The sequence below is a fragment of the Marininema mesophilum genome, from assembly GCF_900106775.1.
Classification (GTDB): Bacteria; Bacillota; Bacilli; order Thermoactinomycetales; family DSM-45169; genus Marininema; species Marininema mesophilum.
Genome location: NZ_FNNQ01000019.1, coordinates 1 through 18,194 on the forward strand (window position 1 = coordinate 1; position 18,194 = coordinate 18,194).

General features: G+C 46.1%; 15 protein-coding genes and 1 other annotated feature (1 of these 16 running past the window's edge). Of the genes, 11 read left to right on the top strand and 4 right to left on the bottom strand.

The window, feature by feature from the left end:
- On the bottom strand, positions 1–93 hold a 93-nt coding region (locus BLV90_RS14560), incomplete at its 3' end, for a helix-turn-helix domain-containing protein (protein WP_143035003.1).
- Positions 94–434: 341 nt separating this feature from the next.
- On the opposite strand from BLV90_RS14560, the gene nagZ reads away from it, so the two are divergent.
- The 8 genes from nagZ to ccpA all read left to right on the top strand — a co-directional run bounded on the left by nagZ (position 435) and on the right by ccpA (position 7,588).
- Positions 435–2,198 (top strand): beta-N-acetylhexosaminidase, encoded by a 1,764-nt coding sequence (nagZ, locus tag BLV90_RS14565; protein WP_177168100.1) that lies wholly within the window; start codon positions 435–437, stop codon positions 2,196–2,198.
- A gap of 83 nt (positions 2,199–2,281) precedes the next feature.
- On the top strand, positions 2,282–2,683 hold the full coding sequence (locus tag BLV90_RS14570; RefSeq protein ID WP_091742674.1) for a DUF948 domain-containing protein: 402 nt from the start codon (positions 2,282–2,284) through the stop codon (positions 2,681–2,683).
- 33 nt (positions 2,684–2,716) lie between these two features.
- Positions 2,717–3,055 carry a YtxH domain-containing protein gene (locus BLV90_RS14575; RefSeq protein WP_143035073.1) on the top strand — a complete coding sequence of 113 codons (339 nt, stop codon included), beginning with the start codon at positions 2,717–2,719 and terminating at the stop codon, positions 3,053–3,055.
- Positions 3,056–3,186: 131 nt separating this feature from the next.
- Positions 3,187–3,609: an EamA family transporter gene (locus BLV90_RS14580; RefSeq protein WP_091742675.1), complete on the top strand. Its 423-nt coding sequence runs from the start codon at positions 3,187–3,189 to the stop codon at positions 3,607–3,609.
- A gap of 207 nt (positions 3,610–3,816) precedes the next feature.
- Positions 3,817–4,353, top strand: coding sequence for an RNA polymerase sigma factor (locus BLV90_RS14585; RefSeq protein ID WP_091742677.1), 537 nt, complete (start codon positions 3,817–3,819; stop codon positions 4,351–4,353).
- A 12-nt stretch (positions 4,354–4,365) separates the two neighbouring features.
- Positions 4,366–5,118 carry an anti-sigma factor family protein gene (locus BLV90_RS14590; RefSeq protein ID WP_091742679.1) on the top strand — a complete coding sequence of 251 codons (753 nt, stop codon included), beginning with the start codon at positions 4,366–4,368 and terminating at the stop codon, positions 5,116–5,118.
- A gap of 138 nt (positions 5,119–5,256) precedes the next feature.
- On the top strand, positions 5,257–6,354 hold the full coding sequence (locus BLV90_RS14595; RefSeq protein WP_091742681.1) for a bifunctional 3-deoxy-7-phosphoheptulonate synthase/chorismate mutase: 1,098 nt from the start codon (positions 5,257–5,259) through the stop codon (positions 6,352–6,354).
- A 196-nt stretch (positions 6,355–6,550) separates the two neighbouring features.
- The gene (gene ccpA, locus BLV90_RS14600) at positions 6,551–7,588 is read left to right on the top strand and encodes a catabolite control protein A (RefSeq protein WP_091742683.1); all 1,038 of its coding nucleotides are present in this window, start codon (positions 6,551–6,553) and stop codon (positions 7,586–7,588) included.
- Between the two features lie 122 nt (positions 7,589–7,710).
- Here the strand turns inward: ccpA and BLV90_RS14605 are convergent, their stop codons facing one another.
- On the bottom strand, positions 7,711–9,369 hold the full coding sequence (locus BLV90_RS14605; protein ID WP_425433903.1) for a ribonuclease J: 1,659 nt from the start codon (positions 9,367–9,369) through the stop codon (positions 7,711–7,713).
- 331 nt (positions 9,370–9,700) lie between these two features.
- Here BLV90_RS14605 and BLV90_RS14610 point away from each other — a divergent pair, with 331 nt between their 5' ends.
- Positions 9,701–11,278 (top strand): peptide chain release factor 3, encoded by a 1,578-nt coding sequence (locus BLV90_RS14610; RefSeq protein ID WP_091742687.1) that lies wholly within the window; start codon positions 9,701–9,703, stop codon positions 11,276–11,278.
- A 268-nt stretch (positions 11,279–11,546) separates the two neighbouring features.
- On the opposite strand, the gene BLV90_RS14615 is transcribed toward BLV90_RS14610, so the two are convergent.
- Entirely contained in the window at positions 11,547–12,695 is a 1,149-nt protein-coding gene (locus BLV90_RS14615; RefSeq protein ID WP_091742689.1) for an acetoin utilization protein AcuC, read from the bottom strand.
- Between the two features lie 512 nt (positions 12,696–13,207).
- Here BLV90_RS14615 and acsA point away from each other — a divergent pair.
- Both acsA and BLV90_RS14625 read left to right on the top strand, forming a co-directional pair.
- Positions 13,208–14,899, top strand: a complete 1,692-nt coding sequence (gene acsA / locus BLV90_RS14620; protein WP_425433905.1) for an acetate--CoA ligase — start codon at positions 13,208–13,210, stop codon at positions 14,897–14,899.
- 56 nt (positions 14,900–14,955) lie between these two features.
- The gene (locus BLV90_RS14625; protein ID WP_177168101.1) at positions 14,956–15,495 is read left to right on the top strand and encodes a GNAT family N-acetyltransferase; all 540 of its coding nucleotides are present in this window, start codon (positions 14,956–14,958) and stop codon (positions 15,493–15,495) included.
- Between the two features lie 20 nt (positions 15,496–15,515).
- On the opposite strand, the gene BLV90_RS14630 is transcribed toward BLV90_RS14625, so the two are convergent.
- Complete coding sequence (locus BLV90_RS14630; RefSeq protein ID WP_091742695.1) at positions 15,516–18,107, bottom strand: transglycosylase domain-containing protein; 2,592 nt, start codon at positions 18,105–18,107, stop codon at positions 15,516–15,518.
- A gap of 66 nt (positions 18,108–18,173) precedes the next feature.
- Positions 18,174–18,194 (top strand) — a binding site (T-box leader) (it continues 197 nt past the right edge of the window).

Below are 18,194 nucleotides of genomic sequence, written 5' to 3' on the forward strand. Positions count from 1 at the left end.
ATTAAATGTGAAACGACTACATCCAATGGATTTATGGATGAGAATGGTTTGTTCCTTTGTTGGATACAAGCGAAATTTAAACGCTTTGTGCATGGATTTACCTCCCCTTTATCTAATTATATACGGGGATTGTCAGCCTTGCGAGAGGGAGATCTCCCCTCTCTCGTCTGACGCTCGCTTTCACCCCAACCCTGAAGGGCTGGGTTTTCCCGCTCGTAATCTATAATACCTAGACCATCTGCTCCAGCTCCAAAGCTATCTGCCAAAAATGGAAGACCAACTGTTAAGACACTGACTCCGGCATTCACTAGCAAGCAACGATCATCATTGTTAGAATGATAGGAGTTTTAAAAATATATACGATGCCCTCTGCCAATTCTTTGAAAAATGTATTCATGTACGAAGTGGTTGATAGAGAAAAGGGAGTGGTGGGATTGAAAATTATTCCAATCGCTAAACGATGGGGATGGGTCCTTATCTGTGCGTTACTCATTGTAGTACCAGGGGCGAATCATTGGATCAAATCCTCCCTTGAACGACCAAAGATACAGGATGAAGATTGGGTGGATAAAACCATTGACCAGATGACATTAGAAGAAAAAGTCGGTCAATTATTTATTGTTGGTTTTCACAATGGGGATGCACCGGCATATGAAATGAACCAACAAGCAAAACGATTAATTAGTCAAAAATATGTTGGTGGAATCATCTTATTTGACCGGAATGTGGGCACACCCCGTCAGGTTGGAGAGCTTAGCAATCAATTGCAACGAACAGCGCAAACCTCTTCATCAGGGATACCCCTGTTAATTTCAGTGGATCAAGAGGGTGGGGCTGTAGCGCGTCTTAAGCAGGGGGTAACGTTATTCCCTGGTAACATGGTGTTAGGAGCTTCCCGTGATGAGAAATTGGCTTATCAAGCAGGTAAAGTAACTGCGAGCGAATTGCGAGCGATGGGAATCAATATGGACTTTGCTCCATCTCTCGATATTAATAATCAACCTGCTAATCCAATTATCGGTGTACGTTCCTATGGAAGTGATCCGACACTTGTCTCTAAGATGGGAATCGCTCAAATGAGAGGTTTTCGTGATGGAAATGTTCTCTCCGTGGTCAAACATTTTCCGGGACATGGAGATACGAGTACTGATTCTCATATTGGCCTTCCGACTGTGGATCAACCCTATTCCCGGTTAAATAACGTGGAGCTGCGCCCTTTTAAGGCGGCGATAAAGGCTGATGCAGATGCCATAATGTCTGCCCATATTACCTTCCCCGCGATTGATCCCACACCCGGTCTTCCTGGAACCTTATCCAAAAAAGTGTTAACGGGACTTTTGCGTGAACGATTGGGATATCAGGGTGTGATTATCACCGATGATATGGAGATGGGGGCGATAATAAAAAATTATGGTACCGCTGAGGCTACGGTACGTGCTGTTAAAGCGGGTGCCGATCTCATATTGATCTCCCATGATCTAACGAGACAAGAACAATCCATCAATGCTGTATTGAATGCTGTACATAAAGGGATTATTTCAGAGAAAAGGATTAACGATTCTCTACGACGAATTTTGAAAATGAAAGCGAAAAAATTGGACAAGGATGCGATTGTGAAGTCTCCTATGGCATCGGTCCATCAGATAAAGAATCGTGTTGGTACTTCAGAAAATAAATCCTGGGCTCTAAGAGTCGCTCAACAAGGAAGCACACTGATTCGAAATCAAAAACATGTTCTGCCGCTTTCAGCACAAAAGACACCAGAGCTTCTGGTTGCCTCTCCTGTTGAGGCGGAGGAGATGGGGAAGGCATTTCAAAAAAGGGGATTTCAGACGAGTGTACGCTCATTAGATCCTAAGATGGATGCAAAGCAAGTAGCCAAGCTCAGACTAGATGCCAAAGAGATGGATGCCATCATCCTTGGTGCGTATCAGTGGAAAACCCACCCTGATCGCGCTCGTTTGGCCCAAGCATTTGAAAAAACGGGGAAACCGGTGGTCGTTGTGGGGTTGGATACTCCCTATGATTTGATGGCAGCACCCCATGTGAAAACGTACCTGGCTGTGTATGGTTATCGACCGGTTTCGATGGAAGCGGCGGCAGAGGTGATTACTGGCACTTCCAAAGCGAAGGGGAGGCTTCCTGTATCTATTCCAGGCTTGTATCCCGCAGGTACTCCAAGTATTTTAATAAAATAAAAAACAAGCCCAACATCATTCCTTCCATGTTTTAGCAGGAGTCTGGTTGGGTAAAAGGCAAGTGATGGGAGGAGGGGGAAGTTTTGATTATTGAAATTAGTGTAGTAGTTGCTACTGTCGCATTTGTAGTACTTGTTGTTACTTTGCTGGTGACATTAAAACGAGCGATGCGGGTGCTTGAATCCGTGCATGAGACGATAAAACAAGTAGAACCCCAAGTAGAGGAAGTAATTACCCGTACCAAAAGAACATTGGATGAAACGAATGAGTTATTAGCGGATATGCGCGAAAAGAGTCGCAAAACGGATAGCCTCTTCCAAACTGTGGATAGTATAGGAAACGGCCTACAAGAATTGTCCACGACAATTACAAAAACAGCGTCTGCCCAAAAGGAACGCTTAAGCAATGTCACGGCACTATTTAGCTCAGGGTGGGACCTTTTCCGGAAACGGCGCTCGGAACCCTCTCGAAAACGAGTAAAATGAATCATCCAATACTATGGAAATGGAGTTGATAAAATGGGGAAAAACAGTGGAATGAACGGCAAGGATCTCTTTATTGGTGCAGTGGTCGGTGGTGCTCTTGGTGCGGCGGCGGCATTATTATTGGCTCCTCAAACGGGGCGGGAAACACGTCGCGATATAGCCAAGGGGTTGGAAACGGCCCGTGAAAATTTTAAAGAGCAAGGGGACCAAGTATCCCTAAAAGCAGCAAAGGTGAAAGAAGCGGCTGCGGATCGGTGGATTGACATTCGCGAATCTACTACAGGAACGGCTAAGGAAGTGGCCTCGACCATGGAGGGAGTCGGGAAAAAATTGGAGGAGATCGGCGAGAAAGTAGCAAAATTTAAATCCTAATCATTGAGGAACAGACTTTAAAGCCATAGGGCTTTGAAGTCTGTTTTTTTCTATGGGATGGATTGCCTGTCCTAATGCATTTATGAACCACATATACATGGATTAATGAGGGTAGGCAGGGGGGCAGGCTGATGAGTCGAGAAATAATCTACGCATTATTAGCGGCATGTTGTTTTGGGATTGCTCCTATATTTGAAAAACTAGGGCTTGTACGAACAGACCCGACGATGGCCTTGTTTCTGCGAGCCACAGTAACTACCCTTCTTGTTACGTTCTACCTTGGATGGAATATGAAAAGCTCCGTGTGGGAATTTCCTGATATGAAATCCCTTATCTATGTATTGCTAGGTGGAGTCTTTGGTGTGCTCTTTGCTCAATATTTTTACTTCAAAGCTCTTGAAATTGGTGAGATAGGAAAAGTGATGGCGGTTGTAGGGAGTTTTCCGGTTTTGGCTTTTCTTTTGTCGGTGATCATTTTCGGAGAAGCGATCACTTTGGGTAAGGTGGGAGGGATCGTCCTTGTAGCAGCCGGGATATTTCTCCTCGGTGATTAAATGCAAATGATACGGAATCTTGGCGAAAGAAAGAGCATATGGAACCAAAGCACAGCCCATTTAGCAAGTCACGGGTTGTGCTTTTTTTATGGACATGTTCTCCTAAAGCATAGGAATAGCTGAAGTTGAAAATGAAATGGATGGAGTTACTAATACTTAATAGTTCGGTCTCGCCGAGTCCCGAAACGATGGAACCAGGAGGTTGCCATGAGTCTGGAAAATACGCCGCGAAAGTCGATAACCGATGAGTTTTTGGCACGTCTGGAACAACACCGGCGCTACCTGTACCACATCGCCTACAGACTGACGGGAAATACTGAAGATGCCAAAGATTTAATGCAGGAGACCATCTGGCAAGCCCATCGGAAATCGAATAAATATGTCTATGAAAAATCACTGAAGGCTTGGTTGCGCACGATGATGACCAATCGCTTTCGTGATCAAAAACGGAAAAAAAGTTTGAAACTAGTTGCCCTTGAAGACGCGTTTATACAATCAGAACCACCTCATGCGGCGCAAACAAAATCGGTAGAAGAACAGGTAGAACAGCGCATGATGATGGAACAGGTAAAGGATGAGATTTGTGATCTACCTGATATCTATCGTCGTGTAATTGTTCTTCGCCATTTTAAGGGATACTCTTACACCGAGATTAGTGAAGCGTTAGATATACCTGAGGGGACGGTGAAAACCCAGCTTTTCCGCGCACGGAAAATGCTGAAGGAAAGATTCTCCAAAAAGTAAGGGGATCGATCAATGTCTTGTAAAGATATGGATCGGTTGATCCAACTCTATGTGGATCAGGAGATCAATGAACAGGAACGCCAAGAGTTACAACATCATGTGGCAGGTTGTGAATCATGTCTTTCAAGTTTGACAGAGATGATTACCCTAGTCTCCTCCTTAGAAGAGATCCGGCAACATGAGTCGTGGAGTCGCCCTGTCCCTTTTGTCAATTACATCATCAAATGGATGGCAGTCTATACAGTGATCATCTTATTCGTAACAAGTGGTCCTTCACTTTTGACGCACCGAAATGATACGCTGGATCAGGACTCTTCCCTTGAGAATAAAGTGACTCCACAAACCAGGGTAACTGTTTTGGCTACACAAAAAGAAAACCTTCATATTCCCGAGAGGGAGAATATCGAGGTGGTCAGTCCCCAACCCCGTTCGCAAAGTATTAATATTACGGGGCAGACTGCATGGATCTATCCAAGTGCGATGCCTTTTCTGACAGAGGAGGAGCAGGGATGGGTGAAGAACATGAAGCGTTTAGTTTTAGTACATGTTCCTGATCCAGAGACCTTGCACCAATTGTTTACCTCGGTAGGGATTTCAACAAAGGGTATTGAAGCAAGAGATTTTTTTAAGAAGACATCTTTTCCAACCTCGGTGATATTAACTACCGGGAAGAGACCTAGGTGGAAAACCTTTCGCTTTCCTGGGAGTAAGCAAAAGGTGATTCATTGGTTTGATAAATTGGCGTCTACTCCAACTATTCATTAACCCGCCTTTATATAAAGGCGGGTTAATGAATAGTTGTTAATTTTCTGTATATTATTTCCTGCAAAAAAAATCGATGACAGACCGAGCTAAGCTTGTTATAATTAACGACAAAATTTCGTGACGGGAGCCGAGATGAGTATGAGCGAAGAATTGAAACAACTTAGAGCACAGGTGGACGAAATCAACGTAGAGCTTCTTAACTTATTGAGCCGCCGTGCTGAGCTAACGAAACAAATTGGTGATGTGAAGACTGCACAAGGTGTTAACAAATTTGATCCAGTAAGGGAGCGGGATATGCTGGATACAATTGTATCATCCAACCCGGGTCCCTTTGATAATGATACAATGCGTCATTTATTTAAGCAGATTTTTAAAGCTTCCCTTGATTTACAACAACAAGATCATCAAAAAGCCCTCTTGGTCAGTCGGAAACGTCAACCTGAGAATACCCACGTTTGTATTGGTGATACGCTAATCGGTGCAGGGGAGAAGACAATTGTAGCTGGCCCGTGTTCAGTGGAAACAGAGGAGCAAGTAATGACAGTGGCTCGCTCTCTGAAAGAGCAGGGGGTTACCTTGCTACGGGGTGGCGCATTTAAACCTCGCACATCTCCCTATGATTTTCAGGGACTTGGTGAAACAGGTCTTGCCATTTTACGCCGGGCGGCGGATAAATATGGTCTTAAGGTCATCAGTGAGATTGTCAATCCTGCGGATATGGAATTGGCGGCTCGCTATGTGGATGTCGTTCAAGTCGGTGCTCGCAATATGCAAAACTTTGAACTACTCAAAGCAGCTGGTGACGTTCAACTGCCTGTCTTCTTGAAACGTGGCATGTCAGCAACGGTTGAGGAATTCCTCTTTGCTGCTGAGTACATCGTTTCAAAAGGAAACTCCCAAGTCATGCTATGTGAACGTGGGATTCGCACTTATGAAAAATGGACACGAAATACTCTCGATATTTCTGCTGTCCCCTTGTTAAAGCAAGAAAGTCACCTTCCCGTTTTTGTGGATATTACGCACTCTATTGGACGGCGAGATATTCAGATACCTATCGCTAAAGCGGCACTGGCGGCAGGAGCGGATGGCTTAATGTTGGAGGTGCATCCTGATCCGGCTGTAGCCCTTTCAGATGCCAACCAACAGATTGACATCCCTCAATTTGAATCCTTTATGGACCATATGAGATCCGCTGGCTTGATTGCAACAAGAGAAGAAGAACTCGTCCGAAACTAAAGTGAGTAAGAATCGGCATGAAAATGCCGATTCTTTTTTGTTATTACGGACAGACTAGGACATAGAGCATGGATAATTCCTGGATTCGTCAAGGATTGGAAGGATTTATCCCTAGGCAAGGGGTTTCCATTTGTAATATCCTTATAGAAACCTAACGCAATAAGATAATGAACAACGAAATTGGGTGTGGATATACATGGGGAAGAAAAAAGAAACCATTACCATTTATGATGTGGCCAGAGAAGCGGGAGTTTCGATGGCAACGGTTTCTCGTGTAGTGAACGGGAATCCAAATGTAAAGCCGATCACACGAAAAAAAGTACTAAATATCATTCAGGAGATGGGGTATCGTCCGAATGCAGTGGCTCGTGGCCTGGCAAGCAAAAAGACCACGACAGTCGGGGTCGTCATCCCAGATATCTCTTACGCATTTTTTGCTGAACTGGCACGGGGTATTGAGGATATCGCCAATATGTATCATTACAATATCATCCTCTGTAATTCTGATCTGAAAAAAGAGAAGGAATTGCAGTTAATCAATGCATTACTTGAAAAACAAGTGGATGGGCTTCTTTTCCTTGGTGGAGAGGTAACGGAGGAACATCGTGAGATTTTTGCAGGTTCCCAGGTACCAATTGTCCTAGCGGCCACTCGGGATGATGTTGACGCGAAGCGTCCCTTTGTTACCATCGATCAAGTTCAGGCAGCTAAAGAAGCGACTCATGTGTTATTAAATGAAGGACATGAGCGTGTTGGTCTAATTGGGGGGCCTTTGAAAGACCCGATCATCGGATATCCCCGTTTCCTTGGATATAAGGAAGCACTAGCTGAAGCAGGCGTCGAATTTGATGAGGATTTAGTTCGTCTCGGGAACCTACGGTACGACTCTGGCCTCCAGACAGCTAAGGAACTTCTCTCCTCCGAAAAATCTCCGACAGCCCTCTTTGTCGTTAACGATGAGATGGCGGTAGGGGCGATTCACGCCGCTCAGGACCTAGGAAAAAAAGTTCCTGACGATGTCTCTATCATCGGCTTTGATAACATCTCTCTCGCTTCACAAGTGCGACCACTCCTCTCCACCATCGCTGTTCCGATGTATGATATTGGGGCGGTGGCGATGCGTCTTCTAACGAAATATATGAACGATGAACCCATTGAAAATCATCAAGTCTTGCTTCAGTATCGAATTGACTTGGCAAATTCGACGAAGTTGAAGGAAATTGAATCGGAGTAAGTGAAAAAATAGACGATCCCTTAATATTGGGCGCATGGGAGATAAATATAAATAGTACAAACCCCCACTTGATCAAGTGGGGGTTCATCGTCATAGCGTATTACTCTATGATAGAGTACCACTTACGCATGGGTAACGATAGGGAGAATCAACGGTTGCCGTTGTAACTTTTTGCTCAAGTACCGGTCCAGGCGCTGTGAGATTTCTGCCTTCCATCGATTTTGAGAGGTGATGTTGCGCTCTCGACAGGAGTCAAGTGTCTCCATGACGATGGTCCGCATATCATCGATCAGTTTTTCGGACTCTCTGACATAGACGAAACCACGAGTGATAATCTCCGGTCCACCGCGTAGGATCGGTTTCTTGCGATCTACGGTAAGGAGGACAAGAACGAGTCCACTCTCTGCAAGCCGCTTTCGATCTTTTAGGACGATGCCAAAGTTATTTTCGACGCCACTTCCATCGACAACGGTAAGATCAAGGGGAATTTTTTCCCCACGTCGCCCTCGTTTCTGATTCAGATGAACGGTTTCCCCATTTTCAAGCACAAAGATGTTACGAGGGGCAATGCCCATTTCTTCAGCTAAGTGGGCATGAGCAACCTGCATCCGATGCTCTCCGTGGATGGGGATAAAGTAGCGTGGCTGAATCAATTGCAACATGAGTTGTTGGTCAGTCTGACTACCATGCCCCGATGTATGAATATCCACTTCGGGGCCATAAATCACTTCAGCTCCTGCCCGGAAAAGACGGTCAATGGTCCGATATACCTTACGGGTATTACCAGGAATCGGGGCAGAAGAGAGGATGACCGTATCACCAGGCAAAATTTCCACAGAAGGGTGAGACGCTGTAGAGATCCGGGCGAGGGCGGCCCGAGGCTCCCCTTGACTTCCTGTACAGAGAATGACCAATTGTTCTGGACGGTATTTTCGTATGTCCTTCGTATCGATCAACATCCCTTTTGGGATGGTGAGATGCCCAAGCTCCTCGCTGATACGAATGGCCTTGTCCATGCTAAAACCGAGAATAGCCACTTTACGGTCATTAACATGGGCGGCATCCACTACTTGTTGAAGGCGGTAAACATTGGATGCAAAGGTGGAGAAAAAAATCCGTCCCTTTGCTTTTTGAAATAAACGGTGGATTGACTCTCCAACCATTGCATCAGACGGGGTAGAACCTGTTCGCTCACTATTGGTACTGTCAGAGAGTAGAGCGAGTACGTTATCTTTACTGATTTGTGCAATCGCACCAAAGTCGACACCAGGTCCTGAGGGAGGAGTCATATCAAATTTAAAATCTCCTGTATGGACGACGGCTCCTTCTGGTGTATGAACGACTACTCCTAGAGAATCAGGGATCGAGTGATTTGTACGGAAGAAGGAGATAGAGATGCGATTGAAACGGACTATGGAGCGGTCATTCACTTCTTTAAGCTTTACATTACGCAGGAGTCCGTGTTCCTGAAGCGCAGAACGGGTAAGTCCAATTGAGAGTGGAGAACCAAAGACAGGCACGTTAAGACGTGGAAGTACATATGGAAGAGCACCAATATGGTCTTCGTGTCCATGGGTAATAAAGATTCCCTTTACCATCTCCGTATGCTCCACTAAATAACGAATATCTGGTAGGATCGATTCCACACCAGGATGATCATCGTCGGCAAATTTACGTCCACAATCGATAACGACGATTTCATCTTTGTAGCGTACGACGTACATGTTTTTTCCGATTTCTCCAAGGCCGCCCAGGGAGAAGACCGTTACGGAATCGTTCAACTTTTCACCTCCAAAGAGAATGGTGTTGTGTATTCTTAAGTTATTAGTCCAGTTGCCCCGTTTTGAAGGTAGGCAAGGATCATACCTTTGAAAGAATCTCATCGAAAATGAGGAGCTGGATATGTCAGGGGGAATGTAATTGATGAGATCAAAGAAAATATTTTTGCTGGACCATGGAATTTGCGATGATCATGCTTCATGGAGAAGAATAGCATACCGCGAGGGGGGACTCAAGCCCACTCTGGGTAGTTTTCTATAGAAAAGAAAGATGCCCAGTGAAAGTGGGTGTGGTATAGTGAATGGTAGATTTTGCAATGGAAAGGGTCGTACTATGGGACGTTATACGGAACAAGTCGAAAAAAGACGTACATTTGCTATTATTTCCCATCCTGACGCAGGTAAAACGACACTGACAGAAAAACTCCTTCTTTTCGGAGGAGCGATTCGTGAAGCAGGGTCAGTAAAGGGGAGAAAAGCAAATAAACACGCTGCATCGGACTGGATGGAGATTGAGAAACAACGGGGAATTTCTGTAACCTCCAGTGTATTGGAATTTCGTTATCAGGGATGCCATATCAATATCTTGGATACTCCTGGTCACCAGGATTTTAGTGAAGATACTTATCGCACCTTGGCGGCGGCAGATAGCGCGGTGATGTTGATCGACTGTGCTAAGGGTGTAGAACCCCAGACGATCAAGCTATTTGAAGCTTGTCGTATGCGGGGAATCCCTGTATTCACCTTTGTTAACAAACTGGACCGGCAAGGGAAGGATCCTTTAGAGCTACTCGAGGAGATCGAAGAGGTTCTCGGCATGCGCTCTTGTCCAATGAACTGGCCTGTGGGCATGGGCGCTGATTTTTGTGGGGTATATGATCGGGAGCATCGACGGATTCATCGCTATGAGCGTGGGCAAGATTCCTATGTCCTGGAGACAGATGGGGCGGATGATGGGCGAATCCGCGAGGATGTTGGGGATGTTTTAGCGGATCGGCTCGCAGAAGAGATCGAGCTCTTGGATGTTGCAGGCGACCCCTTTGATATGGATGCGATCTGGGCAGGAAAGCTAACTCCAGTCTTTTTTGGGAGTGCAGTTACCAACTTTGGTGTGGAGCCTTTCTTGGAGTCGTTCCTTGATATAGCTCCTGCACCAGGGGCACGTGAATCCGATCAGGGTTCTGTGGAACCTGACCAGGAGAAGTTTTCGGGATTTGTATTTAAGATCCAGGCCAATATGAACCCTGCTCATCGCGATCGAATTGCTTTCCTTCGTATTTGTTCTGGAAGGTACGAGCGAGGAATGGCGGTCAACCATGTGCGTACGGGTAAATCGATCAAGCTAGCGCTTCCGCAACAATTTATGGCTCAGGACCGTTCAGCGGTGGAAGAGGCTTACGCAGGTGATGTAGTTGGTCTCTTTGATACAGGGAACTTCCAGGTGGGGGATACCCTCTGTGAAGGAGGGAAGTTCCGTTTTGAGCGCTTGCCTCAGTTCCCGCCAGAACACTTTATCCGTCTGACCAATAAAAATGCGATGCGGTATAAGCAGTTCCAAAAGGGAATTAACCAGCTCGTCGAAGAGGGTGCGATTCAGCTGTATCACACATTTATGGAAGGAATCGACGAGCTTTATATCGGTGCAGTTGGTGAACTGCAGTTTCAAGTGTTCGAACATCGGATGAAGGGGGAGTATAACGTCGATCTCATTATGGATCGGCTCCCCTTTCGATTTGCCCGCTGGGTATCTGGTGAGGTAAGTGATCCATCCCGTCTTGTCTATCGGGGACATACGCGCTGTGTAAAGGACTCAAGAGACCGGCTCGTGGTACTCTTTACCTCCGAATTTTACCTGTCTACATTGGAACAGGATCATCCTGATTTAACGTTTTTAAAGTTGGCGGATGGATGATAATCGAAGAGTGGGTCTAAATTATAAGGCTGGAACGGGAGAGAAGGATGTACCGTTTCAGTCTTTTTAGTGTTGTATTCACCTAGTGAATGATGGGCGACGATACATACCTTTATCTGAAGAAAGTGATGTCGCTTGTTTATTGTTTTTAATTGAAATTGGAAACCATTTCTTGTATAGTGTTATGCGCATATAGGAAGCTTTGCCCATTATATCCCGTTATGTTAAAGCCAGCCGGTTACAACCAGGCTGGCTTTTGTGATGAGTATCAAGAAAAATATTGCATCGCTTGATCCACAATCAAGGAGTTCTTTTTTGTAATCCGGTCGCGATTGGGGATTGGGCGAAAAAGATCTTTCTTATCATGAAGGGTGGTAGGAAGGTCTTCAGGGCCTACTTTTCCCCATCGATCTATCCATTTTTTGGGGATATCAGTCTCGCCAAGAGGTTGATGTGAAAGTTCAGCCCATAGATAGGTCCAGGCTCGGGGAACGACACGCCAGATGTCATAACCCCCTCCACCGACAGCGACTAAGCGACCCTCGCAATGTTCATGGGCCAGCTCATGGATGAGGCGTGGAATCTCCTGAAAGATATCCATGGTACCGGCAAGGTGCGTAAGTGGATCGTATCGGTGCGCATCACAACCATTTTGAGAAATGATAATATCTGGCTTAAAAGAACGGGTGACAGCGGGCAGTACCCGATGGAGTGCCTCGATAAATGAGTCATTCTCTGTATATGCCTCCAATGGAATATTGACCGTGGTTCCGAGTCCTGCTTTTTTTCCACGTTCATAGACATCGCCCGTTCCAGGGAAGAGAGAACGTCCGGTTTCATGAATGGAAAGGGACATCACATTGGGATCCTCGTAAAAGGACCATTGAACACCATCACCGTGATGGGCATCGGTGTCAATATACATGACCCGTGCATCATAGTGCTTTCGTAACCAAGCGATGGCTACAGAGGCGTCATTATAGATACAAAAACCGGATACACGGTCTTTTAGTCCATGGTGTAGACCACCAGCGAGGTTCAGTGCATGATTGGCACGACCGGACATGACAGCTTCTGCGGCTATGAGCGTTCCGCCAACGACTAGAGCAGCGGTTTCATGCATACCAGGGAATACGGGGTTATCCCGGGTGCAAAGGCCGTATTCTTCTAGTTGCTCTTGGGTCCGTTTACGTGTGTGGGCATGTTTAATTACGTCAATAAAGGTAGGGTCATGGGCGAGGGCTAATTCTTCATCTGTAGCCATTCGCGGAGGAAGGGTGTCGGATTCATCAAGCAAACCGAAGGATTGGATCATATCCAAGGTGAGTTGCAACCGTTGATTATTGAAGGGATGGGTCTCACTAAATCGATATTTAAGAAAATCATCACTAGTGATCATTAGTACACGGTTATTCATCGAAGTTGTCCTTCAGCTCCTCTTCCGTTTGTGGCCAACGTACTTGATGGCCAGCGGACTAAATTCCTTTATGAGATCACGCAGGTCCATGGCTTGAACTCGAAAAATGAGACGTAGAAGGTGATGCGCCTCACGCTTAATAAGCAGGCTATGGATATTGGAATGGTTTTTACCGAAATTAAGGTATAGTTCCATTTTATCCTCAACGATGACATGAAGTTAGTTGACTTGGGTGATCTGCACTCGACGTGTCCCCCTTGAATAGCAATTTCATAATGACATGGTTTTATACATCATTATAGGTGGGGGTAGATAGATCGGCAAATCCCACCTTATAATGGATGTGTGCACTTTCCGGGTCTGTGTTATAATTTTGATGTATTATGAATCCGCTTACAGGGAGTTTTAGTAGAAAGAAAGAAGAATAGATATTCTTCGGGTGGCTATTCTATGGGATTTTATAAAGTTAAGGGAGGCGTCCGAAAATGAAAACCACTGAACTCATTGATATTATGACGAAGGGCCATAATATGGAATCCTATGATCGTGCTTATGCATCGTATCAATGGGAGGAAGTTGAAAAATCTTTCTCCTGGTATGAGACAGGGAAGGTAAATGCGGCCTATGAAGCGATTGACCGCCATGTTGAATCAGGCCGGGGGGATCATACCGCACTACTCTATTCGGACCCCAATCGGACAGATCAGTATACCTTCCGTGAAATGAAGGAAGAATCAGATAAATTTGGTAATCTATTAAAAAAATTAGGGATTAATAAAGGGGAACGCGTCTTTATTTTTATGCCTCGTTCGCCAGAACTCTATTTTAGTTTCCTTGGTATTTTGAAGGTGGGAGCTATTGCGGGTCCCCTCTTTGAAGCGTTTATGGAAGGGGCAGTACGGGATCGTTTGGAAGATAGTGAAGCGGTTGCTCTGGTTACAACACCTACACTACTATCTAGAGTCCCCTACAAAGAATTATCTGCGTTAAAGCATATTATTCTTGTTGGCGGCGAAGCGGATGAGCAGAATGGTTTCTATAGCTTTGAAAAGGAAATGGCCTCCGCCTCAAGTGAGTTGGACATTGAATGGGTGGATCGCGAAGATGGTATGTTGATGCACTATACATCAGGATCCACAGGAAAACCCAAGGGTGTTTTTCATGTTCACAATGCTATGCTACAACATTATCAAACAGGGAAATGGGTTCTGGATTTAAAAGAAGATGATATCTATTGGTGCACCGCCGATCCTGGTTGGGTGACGGGAACAGCTTACGGCATCTTTGCACCCTGGCTCAACGGTGTGACCAATGTGATCCGGGGTGGCCGATTTAGTCCTGAAGATTGGTACCAGACTCTAGAGAAGAATGGAGTGACGGTCTGGTATAGTGCACCTACCGCTTTCCGTATGTTAATGGGAGCAGGTGAGGCCCCAGTAAAACAGGCAGACTTGTCGAAGTTACGCCATGTGCTTAGTGTGGGAGAGCCGCTAAACCCTGAAGTAGTACGGTGGGGGATGAAGGTATTTAATAAACGAATCCATGATAATTGGTGGATGACGGAGACAGGTGGAATTCTGATCACTAATTATCCTGCCATGGAAATCAAGCCAGGTTCGATGGGGAAACCGTTCCCTGGTATTGAAGCGGCTATCATCGATGATCAAGGAAATGAACTCCCGCCAATGCAGATGGGGAACTTAGCGATTCGTACCCCTTGGCCTTCACTGATGCGCAAGATCTGGAAAAATGAAGGGAAGTTTGATGAGTACTTCCGTATCAAGGGTTGGTATATCTCTGGGGATTCTGCTTATCAGGATGAGGATGGCTACTTCTGGTTCCAGGGCCGGATTGATGATGTAATCAACACATCGGGAGAGCGGGTAGGTCCCTTTGAAGTGGAGAGTAAACTGGTTGAGCATCCAGCAGTAGCTGAAGCGGGTGTGATTGGGAAACCGGACCCGGTGCGGGGTGAAATTATCAAAGCCTTTATTTCCCTACGAAAGGGTCATGGAGCATCCGATAATCTGAAAGAAGAGATTCGATCCTTTGTCAAGGAAGGTCTCGCAGCCCATGCTGCACCGAGGGAGATTGAATTTATAGATAGGCTCCCTAAGACTCGGTCAGGGAAGATCATGCGCCGTGTTTTAAAAGCCTGGGAATTGGATCTACCAACAGGAGATCTTTCTACGATGGAAGATTAATGAACAGAATGGCGGGCGATGGCCCGTCATTTGTTTTTAAAAGGGGGGGAGGAGTCGTGGGTGTGATTTATCATCTGCTTGAAGTGGATCAAGTGGTTGAATTAGTCTCTTTCCTCAGCGGGAGTGAGTGGCCGTATCATGAAAAGCCCTTTTTAAGTGAGCAAGATGTGCGAGCATCCTGGGAGAAGGAGTTATACAGTGGAGTAGGCAAAGAATCTTACCTGATGATGGAAAGGGGAGTCCCGGTTGGATTTCTACGCCTTTTTGACTTAACGGATTCCACCGCATTATTTGATATTCGTATTGCTTCCAATGCGAGAGGGAGGGGACTTGGAAAGAAAGGGGTTAACTGGTTGACCGAGCACCTATTCTGTAGTCATGGCCATATTGAGCGCATTGAAGCCTATACAAGAGTAGATAACGAAGGGATGCGTCGTACGCTACTCCGTTGTGGATATGTAATGGAGGGATATCATCGACGTTCCTGGTCACATCCAAGGGGTTTGTGTGACTCGGTTGCTTATGCGATGCTACGAACGGATTGGGAAACTGGCAAAATGACACCGGTTCCCTTGGATGAGTTTATGAGATTTTGATGGGAATCCGCTAGGAAATTTTATTCAGTAGGGATAGCGGGTTTTGATTCGAGCCCTGTGAGGTCAACAGCAGTCATCGTATATTCTCCAGGTGGTCCAGTCCAAGAGAGAGGCTGACCAGTGGGGATGCTGGCGATTCGCTTTCCGTTTTCATAAATCCGCCACCCAGCAATACTTCCGCCAGCGTCAGTCCACTGGAGGTGAGTGTTACCAGAGGGAAGGTGGGTTAGCTGAACCTGTGGGGAAAATGGGATCTCTCCCCCTATGCGTGGATCAGACTCAATAGGAATTTGTGTACCTTTATACCAGTGGGAAGCTGAGGAGTCTTTGGAGAAGCGTACTCCCCAACAATCCTTGACAAGGTCCGATGGAGTACGAGCATCAGCGAGATAATCTTGGTTCCCGACGTGGACGACGCTAGCATGAGTATGAAGGGGACATTCTACTGTAGGAGCTTCGCCTTTTTGTACCCAATCCTTTTTGGTCTCATGGGCCATGCGGCAAGCCTCCGTTGCCTGTAACCCAGATACGGTACAGGTTTCTACTTGTTCCAAGGTATCTGGAGCGGTAAAGGAGGTGCTTTTTGTGATGAAATCAGGGCGAGCTGTCGCCATTGCCTGAAAGAGGTGAGACCAGACGCGTTTTGCACGGCGATCATCTGTCAATCGATGATTCATATCGTATCCGACCCAAACACCTAGAGCAATCCGGGGGGTTGTCCCGATAAACCAGAGGTCATGCCCATTCTGAGTCGTGCCCGTTTTACCAGCGAGATCATATCCCCTGGAGCGGTATCCAACCCAGCGCCCTGTTCCTACTCGCATCACATCACGCATCATATCAATGGTTTGAAAAGAGGCTTCGGGAGAATAGATGCGACGAGGAGAGGAGGTATATTGATAAAGGGTTTTTCCAGTGAGATCAGAGATGCGTTGAATGAGGTGAGGAGGCTCCCATGTGCCACCGTGGGCAAGTGCGGCATAGCCTCCTGTCATTTCAGCAACTGTAAATCCACGGGTAAATCCACCAATCGCAGAAGCTTCTCCATCCTGGGGGTGAATGGGGAAGTCCATCTGTTGGAGCGGGCTAAAAGCGAGTTCTTTTCCTATTTGGCGAAAGAGCTGAAGAGCAGGGATATTGAGGGACCATGTGAGGGCTTGACGAGCGGTAACAGGTCCTCGATATTTACCGTTGTAGTTTTTGTATGTCTTTTCACTTCCATCGCCATTAACGGTGGTGAGAGGCTCATCCATCAATGGAGTACCAGGTGTAATCAATCGAGCTTCCAAAGCAGGGGCATAATCCAGCAGTGGTTTAATTGTAGAGCCTGGCTGTCTGCGAGCCGATAGGGCATGGTTGGTTTGGCCGTTTGTAAAATCTCGTCCACCAACGAAGGCGAGTATACTATTGTCTTGTGTATTTAGTACCACTGATCCGACTTCTTCACGAGCATCTTTTACGACGCTTTTTTGACCATGGACCACAGTAGAATAGCTGATCGGTGGCGCATAGAGACGGGGGTTGGTTGCCGCTTGATTGATTGCCCTATCCAGTCGCTTATCAATCGTGGTTTCGATTCGCAAGCCTCCAGTTAATACACGCTTTCGATATTGCTCTAAGGTGGAACGGTAGAGACCTTGAGTAGAAAGGGTTTTGGGGTTAAATCCATCGGCCTTCATGAGGAGCTTAGCCGCTTCTTCTTCCACGGCAGTCATCAGAAAAGGGTGGTGGCGAAAGGTGCTCTCTACAGGAGGGTGATTGAGGGAAGATGTGATATCAGAGGCGATAGCTTTTTCATAGGCATGAGCTGAGATTACGCCAGTGTCTAACATGGAGTGAAGCACTTTTTTCATTCGCCCCTTACCGGCAGCACGGGTTTTGGAATGATAAGGGTTGTAAGAGGAGGGGCGTTGAATCATACCAGCCAGGTAGGCGGCTTGGGGTAGAGTGAGTTGATTGGCATTGACTCCAAACAGCTCTCTGGAGGCGGCTTGTATACCTAAGAGGTTGCGATGGAGTTCTCCTTGACCAAAATAAAGGCTATTTAAATAAAAAGTTAAGATCTCATTCTTGGAAAACATTCGTTCCATACGTAGGGCGATGATGATTTCCCTTAGCTTTCGATGGATGGCCTTTTCGCGATTTTGTAACACCATGTTTTTGACAAGCTGTTGGGTAATTGTGCTTCCTCCGCTGGCTACTTTTCGTTGGATAAGGTTATCCCGAGCCGCACGCAGGATTCCACGGAAAGAGATTCCATCATGATGATAAAATTCCCGGTCTTCCGTTGCTAGCAGTGCTTGGATGAAAGTAGGGCTTACCTGCTTGAGTTGAATCGAGCGGCGATCAGCATCAGAGCGCAGAGGGCCGATTTTGGAACCATCTTGGAAAAAGGCATGGCTTGTCTGAGAGAGATTATCTAATTGATAGGCAGTTTCTTGACGTGTACGAATCGGTTCCTTTTTGGCAACGGAGGCAAGGTAGCCAAGGACACTTCCCGCTCCAATAAAAGAGAATAGAACGAAGAGAAGAGAGAGGACCAAAACTGATCGGGCAAAAATTCGCCAAATACGGCGGGGGAGTTTATTTTTCTCTTGTGGTCGATGAGCCATGGCTTGATCAGCCTCACTTTCTCGGGTAATATGAGATCAGTAGGGTTACAAGAGCGAATATAATTATTAATAGCGACGATCAGGAAT

Coding starts and splice junctions, on each gene's coding strand:
- BLV90_RS14575 (WP_143035073.1), top strand. CDS start 2,717: ATGGGGAAAAACAGTGGAATGAACGGCAAGGATCTCTTTATTGGTGCA.
- BLV90_RS14580 (WP_091742675.1), top strand. CDS start 3,187: ATGAGTCGAGAAATAATCTACGCATTATTAGCGGCATGTTGTTTTGGG.
- BLV90_RS14595 (WP_091742681.1), top strand. CDS start 5,257: ATGAGCGAAGAATTGAAACAACTTAGAGCACAGGTGGACGAAATCAAC.
- acsA (WP_425433905.1), top strand. CDS start 13,208: ATGACGAAGGGCCATAATATGGAATCCTATGATCGTGCTTATGCATCG.
- ccpA (WP_091742683.1), top strand. CDS start 6,551: ATGGGGAAGAAAAAAGAAACCATTACCATTTATGATGTGGCCAGAGAA.
- BLV90_RS14610 (WP_091742687.1), top strand. CDS start 9,701: ATGGGACGTTATACGGAACAAGTCGAAAAAAGACGTACATTTGCTATT.
- BLV90_RS14630 (WP_091742695.1), bottom strand. CDS start 18,107: ATGGCTCATCGACCACAAGAGAAAAATAAACTCCCCCGCCGTATTTGG.
- BLV90_RS14615 (WP_091742689.1), bottom strand. CDS start 12,695: ATGAATAACCGTGTACTAATGATCACTAGTGATGATTTTCTTAAATAT.
- BLV90_RS14585 (WP_091742677.1), top strand. CDS start 3,817: ATGAGTCTGGAAAATACGCCGCGAAAGTCGATAACCGATGAGTTTTTG.
- BLV90_RS14590 (WP_091742679.1), top strand. CDS start 4,366: ATGTCTTGTAAAGATATGGATCGGTTGATCCAACTCTATGTGGATCAG.